The 589-nt window shown below is 44.0% G+C and carries 1 protein-coding gene; it reads right to left on the minus strand.

Going from position 1 to position 589, the window contains the following annotated elements; translation table 11 throughout:
- Positions 1-589 (minus strand): hypothetical protein (locus BZJ21_RS16420; RefSeq protein WP_201788236.1); only part of this gene is annotated, 589 nt, incomplete at both ends.

Genomic DNA, 589 nt, shown 5'->3' on the forward strand with positions numbered 1-589 from the left:
GTAGGGCCAGCAGCAAAGGTACCTAGGTAGCGCTTATCAAAATCATCAAACAGGCTAGCTGTTTTGTTTTCCGATACCAAGGCTTCTGCTGCGCTGGTAGCAGCCTCTGACGCTTTAGTAGTTGCTGTATTGGCGTTATCTGAAGCGTTTTGTACGGCTACAATGTTATCGGATACGTCCTGTACATGATCGATGTTGTCTGCCGTAGTCTTTACCGCATCCACATTTGAGTAGACCGTGTTAACCTCGTCAATGTAAGATGCAACAGTGTTTATGCTGAAAATGTCAGTACCAGCAGCTACAACATCATCGATATTAAACGCTACAGTGTTTACGTTAGTTATGTTACCTGCGGTTGTATTTACATTGCCTATGCTGTTAGCAGTAGTGTTGATGTTGATCAGGTTAGCAGCCGTAGTTGCAACGTTATCTATATCTAGTGCTACAGCGGTGACAGCTAGATTTGAATCGGCCACAGTTACAACATGCCCTAAGACTTCGTCTACTCGTACGATTTCGTCTTTAATGCTGGATACTGCACCTACCTCTTCGCTGACGCTAGCAACAGTATTTACGTCAGACATATTAA

This window comes from Salinivibrio costicola subsp. alcaliphilus (genome assembly GCF_001996185.1).
In the GTDB taxonomy this organism is placed as follows: domain Bacteria; phylum Pseudomonadota; class Gammaproteobacteria; order Enterobacterales; family Vibrionaceae; genus Salinivibrio; species Salinivibrio costicola.